Below are 6362 nucleotides of genomic sequence, written 5' to 3'. Positions count from 1 at the left end.
GAGCAGGACCAACTCGCGCGCCGAGTCGTGGTGCCGACGGTGGCAACCGCCCGACGACGGCTGGAGGCCGCCCGCAACGCCGAACGCACGGTGACGGTGTCCGCCACCGCATTGCGACCCGGCGACGTCATCGACTTGGCGGCTCCCGACGTGGTGCCCGCCGATGCCCGTCTGCTGGTGGCCGAGGATCTCGAGGTCGACGAATCCCTGCTCACCGGTGAGTCGTTGCCGGTCGACAAGCAGGTCGATCCGGTGGCGGCGGCCGACACCGAGCGAGCCAGCATGCTGTTCGAGGGCAGCACGATCGTCGCGGGCCATGCCCGGGCGATCGTGGTGGCCACCGGTGTGGGCACCGCCGCGCACCGGGCGATCTCCGCCGTCATCGACGTCGAGTCGTCCGCGGGCGTGCAGGCGCGGCTGCGCGAGCTGACCGGCAAGGTGCTTCCGCTGACGCTGGCCGGTGGAGCCGCGGTGACGGGTCTGGCGTTGCTGCGGCGGGCGTCGCTGCGTCAGGCCGTTGCTGACGGCGTCGCGATCGCTGTGGCAGCCGTTCCCGAGGGTCTGCCATTGGTGGCGACGCTGTCTCAGCTCGCCGCCGCCCAGCGGCTGTCGACCCGCGGCGTGCTGGTCCGCGCTCCCCGCACCATCGAGGCGCTCGGCCGCGTCGACACGGTCTGCTTCGACAAGACCGGCACACTCACCGAGAACCGGCTGCGCCTGGTGCAGGCAGTACCGGCGACGACCAACCCGCACGGCCCATTCCCCGGCGTCGCCGAGCCGGCGGCCGCCCGGGTTCTGCAGGCCGCCGCGCGCGCAACGACCCAGCCGCACGAGGCCCAGGGGCATGCCCACGCCACCGACGAGGCAATCGTCAAAGCTGCGGCGTCACTCAAAGACGATGTCGAGTGGAACCTGCTCGCCGAAGTCCCGTTCGAATCCAGCCGTGGCTTCGCCGCCTCGATCGGCACGCTCAGCACGGATCCGACAAAGCCTCTGCTGATGCTCAAAGGCGCTCCGGAAGTCATCCTGCCGCGCTGCCGGTTCAACGACCCGCAGGCCGACCAGGATCACGCGGAGTCGTTGGTACACAACCTTGCCGAGCAAGGCCTGCGGGTGCTGGCGGTGGCCAAGCGCAGCTGGGTCCACGAAACCGAAGACGACGAAGACACCGATGCCGACGCCGTCGATGCCGCCGCGCACGATCTGGAGTTGATCGGCTACGTCGGCTTGGCGGACACCGCACGGCCGTCAGCGCGCCCGCTGATCGAAGCGCTGTTGGAGGTCGACCGCGACGTCGTGCTGATCACCGGCGACCACCCGGTGACCGCGCGGGCGATCGCCCGTCAGCTGGGGCTACCCGCCGATGCGCGAGTGGTCACCGGCGCCGACCTCAACGGACTCGACGAGGACGCGTCCGCCAAGCTGGCCGCCGATGTGCAGGTGTTCGCGCGCGTCAGCCCGGAACAGAAGGTGCAGATCGTCGGCGCGCTGCAGCGCTGCGGACGAGTGACGGCGATGGTCGGCGACGGAGCCAACGACGCCGCCGCGATCCGGATGGCCGACGTGGGTATCGGGGTGAGCGGTCGCGGTTCGTCGGCCGCCCGCGGCGCCGCCGACATCGTGCTGACCGACGACGACCTGACCGTGCTGCTCGACACCTTGGTCGAGGGCCGCGGCATGTGGGCCGGTGTGCGCGACGCGGTGACGATCCTGGTCGGCGGAAACGTTGGCGAGGTGCTGTTCACCATCATCGGCACGGCCCTGGGGAGCGGGCGGGCGCCGGTAGGCACCCGCCAACTGCTGCTGGTGAACCTGTTGACCGACATGTTCCCGGCGCTGGCGGTCGCGGTCACCCCGCAGTTGGAAGAACCCGACGCCGACGAATACGACACCGTGGAAGAGGCGTTTGAGGCCCGCCGCGCCTATCAGCGGTCGGTGCTGACCGGGCCGACGCCGTCGCTGGATGTACCGCTCATGCGTCAGATCGTCACCCGGGGGGCCGTAACTGCTGCCGGCGCGACCGCGGCCTGGGCCATCGGCCGCTGGACCCCTGGCACCGAAAGGCGCACCTCGACAATGGGATTGACCGCTCTGGTGACCACGCAGCTGGCGCAGACGCTGCTCACCCGGCGGCACAGCCCGCTCGTCGTCGCGACCGCGCTGGGCAGTTCGGCGGTGCTGGTGGCGATCGTCCAGACGCCGGGCGTCAGCCACTTCTTCGGCTGCACGCCGCTGGGCCCGGTCGCGTGGACGGGTGTCGTGGGAGCAACCGCCGCAGCCACCGGACTGTCGGTGCTCGCGCCCAACTGGCTGGCCAAAACCGCGGGGATGGTGCAGCCCGAACACGCGTGAAATTTCAGGGTGAGTGACGGTGCCACCGATCCAAATATGGTGCCGCCTCGAATCAGCCTGTGTCGCGCTACGAACCGCACATGGGGTCGTCACGTTCTTCGTTTTTGACGGTGTGTCGACGTGACAGCCCGCGCCGGCTTTCTGATAATCCGAAGCCAATCGTCAATCGCACCATAGACTTTGGCGCCAATGGTGCGGCGCAGCAGACAAGTCCGTCGCTCCCCCACGGGGCATGGCGATGCTTCATCAAACTCGGCATTGAACCGTGCAAGCCGCCCGACCGTGTCCTATCCATTGAGCCGCCGGTCCGAGTCATCTGACTGGCCAGCTACCCGAGTAGCCAGTTGCACTGTGCGCCGGCGGATGCGGGTGCTACCCCAGACGGCTGATGATGAGCCCAAAGTACAGGAGGAGTGGGAGATGACATCGACCGTCGCCGACTTGCATCGAGTCATCACGTGTCTCGACGACGACGGTGGTGAGCGGATAAGCGCTTTCGGAATGGATCGGGCAGAGATCTGCGGCGCGTTCAAGCCGGCAGGCCGCCCATACTGGCTGATCTATATCAGTGCCACTGTGGCCGAAGCTGGCGGCCGGTCGCATTCCCGCCTGGTCCCGCCGCACCTTCAGCTAGGAAACCGGCAGAACGCTCGTGAGTGGGTTGAGCTAATCGCCCACCTCTACGGACGATCGGCGACAGCGTGAGCGCGCCGGATAGGCGGTCCTGGGCATCGCCAGATAGCGGCGAAAGTGGCTCCGCGCGAACGCAGCCCGGCGCGGCAATCCGGCGAGACCGCCCGCCTCTCGGCCGCGTTCGGATCATCGCTGCCGGTGATGGTGTGCGGCTGTCCGTGCGTGACTATGGGTCTCGCGCACCTGACCACACTGTGGTCCTTCTGCATGGCCTTTGCTTAGACCAATCGTCGTGGGATATTCAGATCGCTCAGCTGATCTGTAAGTGGGGCAATGACATTCGGATCATCAGTTACGACCATCGCGGCCATGGCGACTCCGCCGACGCGCCCATGCACACCTACCGCATCGAGCAGCTCGCCGACGATCTGGCCACGCTCCTCATAGCGCTTCGCGTTGAAGGCCCACTCACCCTCGCAGGACACTCCATGGGTGGCATGACAGCCCTGGCCTACCTCGCCCGGAGCGCCAGTGATCGCCCCGTTGAGCCGGAATCGCTTGTCCTCGTCGCCACTGCTGCAGGCAAACTCGCCAACCGAGGCCTCGGCCGGCTCCTGGCCACCCCCGCCGCGAAGATCGTCCACGCGCTCGTGCAGCACACGCCGCATTCGATGACCGACGAGATAGTTCGGGCCCTCGCCCGCCCGCTGTGGCCCGCCCTGACGAGATGTGCCGGATACGCGGCAGGCAACGGTGCTCTCGCCGCGGTATCCGCCGCGAGCCTTAACGCAACCCCATTGCCGACCAAAGTCGGGTTCCTTCCCAGCCTGCGGAACTACGACCAATACCACACGCTTGGTGCTATCGCCGCCGCCACGACCGTCCTCGCTGGTGGAGCTGACAAGCTCACCCCGCCCGCGCATGCCCACGATCTGGCCGCCGGCATCCCCCGGGCCATCCTCGTGCACGAGCCCGGCGCCGGACACATGATCCTCCATGACGCCCCAGACCTCGTCACAGATACAATCAGCCGCGCCATTACGCGATCCGGGGAACCGCCTACGCCACAGGAAGTTCCGGCATGATTGGCCAAAGCGGCCAAACGCCCGACTTCGAGTTCGGCACTAGCACTTGCACTGTGCGCTGCCCGATGTAGGTGCGGTCGCGGGTGCCTGATGCTCCGCCCAGCACGAGCATCAGCCGACCACCAGTGATCAGTCGGGAGCCCATAGTGTGTCGGCCATCACACCGCTGCACCGGATCACGTGCGTGGTCCTCGTTGTTTAACGATGAGTTGGATTATCAGACGGAGGGGGCCTTGCATATGACTACCGACGCCCACACCGAGATCACCAATCCGCCAGATTTCGACGGCGCACAAGCAGAGCGACGGGAACGTCGTATTGCCGAGCTCTACGCCTCCGACCGCCAGTTCGCGGCGGCGAACCCGTTGCACGACGTCATCGATGCCGCACAAAGGCCCGGACTTCGGCTTGCCGAGGTCATAGAGACGCTCGTCGAGGGCTACGCGGATAGGCCCGCACTCGGGCAGCGGGCCAGAGAGCTGGTAGTCGATCCGGGAACCGGCCGCACCAACACGCGGCCAGTGCCCAGTTTCGAAACCATCAGCTACGGCGAGTTGTGGACGCGGGTGCGGGCGGTCGCTGCGGCGTGGCGCCGGGATGAGACGACTCCGGTGAATCCCGGAGACTTCGTTGCCACCGTGGGTTTCGCCGGGCCGAGCTATCTGACTGTCGAGCTGGTGTGCGCCTATCTCGGCCTGGTGTCAGTGCCGCTGCAACACAGCGCCCCGCCATCGGTGCTGAAACCGATTATCGATGAGATCGAGCCGCGGGTGCTCGCCGCGGGCGCCGCATATCTGGATCTGGCCGTCGAATCGGCTTTGCAGAGTGCGTCGCTGCGCCATCTCGTGGTGTTCGACTACCAGTCGCAGGCCGATGACCACCGCGATAACCTCGCCCGCGCCAAGAAGCGCCTGCACGACGCCGGCAGGTCGATCGTGGTGAGCACGCTGGACGAGGTCATCCGGCGCGGTCGAGAACTTCCGCCCGAACCGCTCAACACCGAAGACACCGACCAGCGGCTGGCCATGATCCTCTACACATCGGGCAGCACCGGGGCGCCTAAGGGCGCGATGCTCACCGAACGGACGCTGGCCAGGATCTACACCTCATCGCTTTTTGAGACTGACCACCCGGTGTTCAACGTGAACTTCATGCCGCTGAATCACATCGCCGGGCGGATGCCGTTGGCGGCGGCCTTTTTGAACGGCGGCACCAGTTATTTCGTTGCCGAATCGGACTTGTCGACGTTGTTCGACGATTGGGCGCTGGTGCGACCGACTGATTTGCTGCTGGTGCCCAGGGTTGTCGAAATGCTCTTTCAGCATTACCGGTCCGCGGTGGACCGGATCAGCCTGGAGGGCGCCGACTTCGCCGACGCCGAGCAGGAAGCCGCCCTCGAATTGCGGGACCAGCAGCTCGGCGGCCGGGTGCTGCGCACCTCGGTCAGCACCGCCCCGCTGGCCGCGGAACTGAAGGCATTCCTGGAGACGTGCCTCGACGTGTACGTGGGCGACCTTTATGGCTTGACCGAAGTCGTCCCGGTGACCCGTGACGGCATCATCGTCCGCCCGTCGGTGATCGACTACAAACTCATCGACGTCCCCGAGCTCGGATACTTCACCACCGACAAGCCGTATCCACGTGGCGAACTTCTGGTCAAATCGGAGAACAGCACACCCGGCTATTACAAGCGCCCCGAGGTCACCGCCGAGGCGTTCGACGAAGACGGCTACTACCGCACCGGTGACGTGATGGCCGAAATCGCACCCGATCATGTGGTCTACGTCGATCGGCGCAAAAACGTCCTCAAGCTCGCAAACGGTGAGTTCGTGGCCGTCGCGAACTTGGAAGCCGCGTTCAGCGCGGCACCCCTGGTGCGGCAAGTCTTCGTCTACGGCAACAGCGAACGCTCCTACCTGCTGGCGGTGCTCGTCCCCACCGATGAAGCGTTTTCGCAATTTGGTGACGACACCGATGCGCTCAAGGCCGCGCTACGGGAATCGCTGCAGCAGACCGCGACGGCCGCCGAGTTGCAGTCCTATGAGGTGCCCGCCGACTTTCTGATCGAGACCGAACCATTCAGCGCGGTTAACGGCTTGCTGTCCGGGGTCGGCAAGAATCTGCGGCCCAAACTCAAAGATGCCTACGGTGCACGTTTAGAGCAGCTCTACGCCGAGCTGGCCGCGGCACAGGTGAGCGAGCTCCGCGCGTTGCGCCAGGCGGCCGCGGAGCAGCCGGTGTTGACCACCGTGATCGGGGCCGCGCGGGCGGTGCTCGGATCAGGGGGCGACG

4 protein-coding genes are annotated in these 6362 nt (G+C 66.5%); all 4 read left to right on the top strand.

Features of this window, described 5'->3' with window-relative positions; translation table 11 throughout:
* On the top strand, window positions 1–2352 hold a 2352-nt coding region (locus tag WAN02_RS09445), incomplete at its 5' end, for a cation-translocating P-type ATPase (protein WP_422263890.1).
* Between the two features lie 420 nt (window positions 2353–2772).
* Window positions 2773–3057 carry a hypothetical protein gene (locus WAN02_RS09440; protein ID WP_422263889.1) on the top strand — a complete coding sequence of 95 codons (285 nt, stop codon included), beginning with the start codon at window positions 2773–2775 and terminating at the stop codon, window positions 3055–3057.
* Window positions 3054–4070 carry an alpha/beta fold hydrolase gene (locus tag WAN02_RS09435; RefSeq protein ID WP_422263888.1) on the top strand — a complete coding sequence of 339 codons (1017 nt, stop codon included), beginning with the start codon at window positions 3054–3056 and terminating at the stop codon, window positions 4068–4070. Before WAN02_RS09440 ends, WAN02_RS09435 begins: the two co-directional genes overlap by 4 nt.
* A 239-nt stretch (window positions 4071–4309) precedes the next feature.
* A partial coding sequence (locus WAN02_RS09430) for an AMP-binding protein (protein WP_422263887.1) occupies window positions 4310–6362 on the top strand: 2053 nt, incomplete at its 3' end.

It is taken from the genome of Mycobacterium sp., from assembly GCF_049281135.1.
Taxonomy (GTDB): domain Bacteria; phylum Actinomycetota; class Actinomycetes; order Mycobacteriales; family Mycobacteriaceae; genus Mycobacterium.
This window is presented reverse-complemented; position numbering and strand designations above follow the sequence as displayed.

Bases quoted from the DNA above. Each gene is read 5' to 3' on its own strand.
- WAN02_RS09440 (WP_422263889.1), top strand. From the start codon at position 2,773: ATGACATCGACCGTCGCCGACTTGCATCGAGTCATCACGTGTCTCGAC.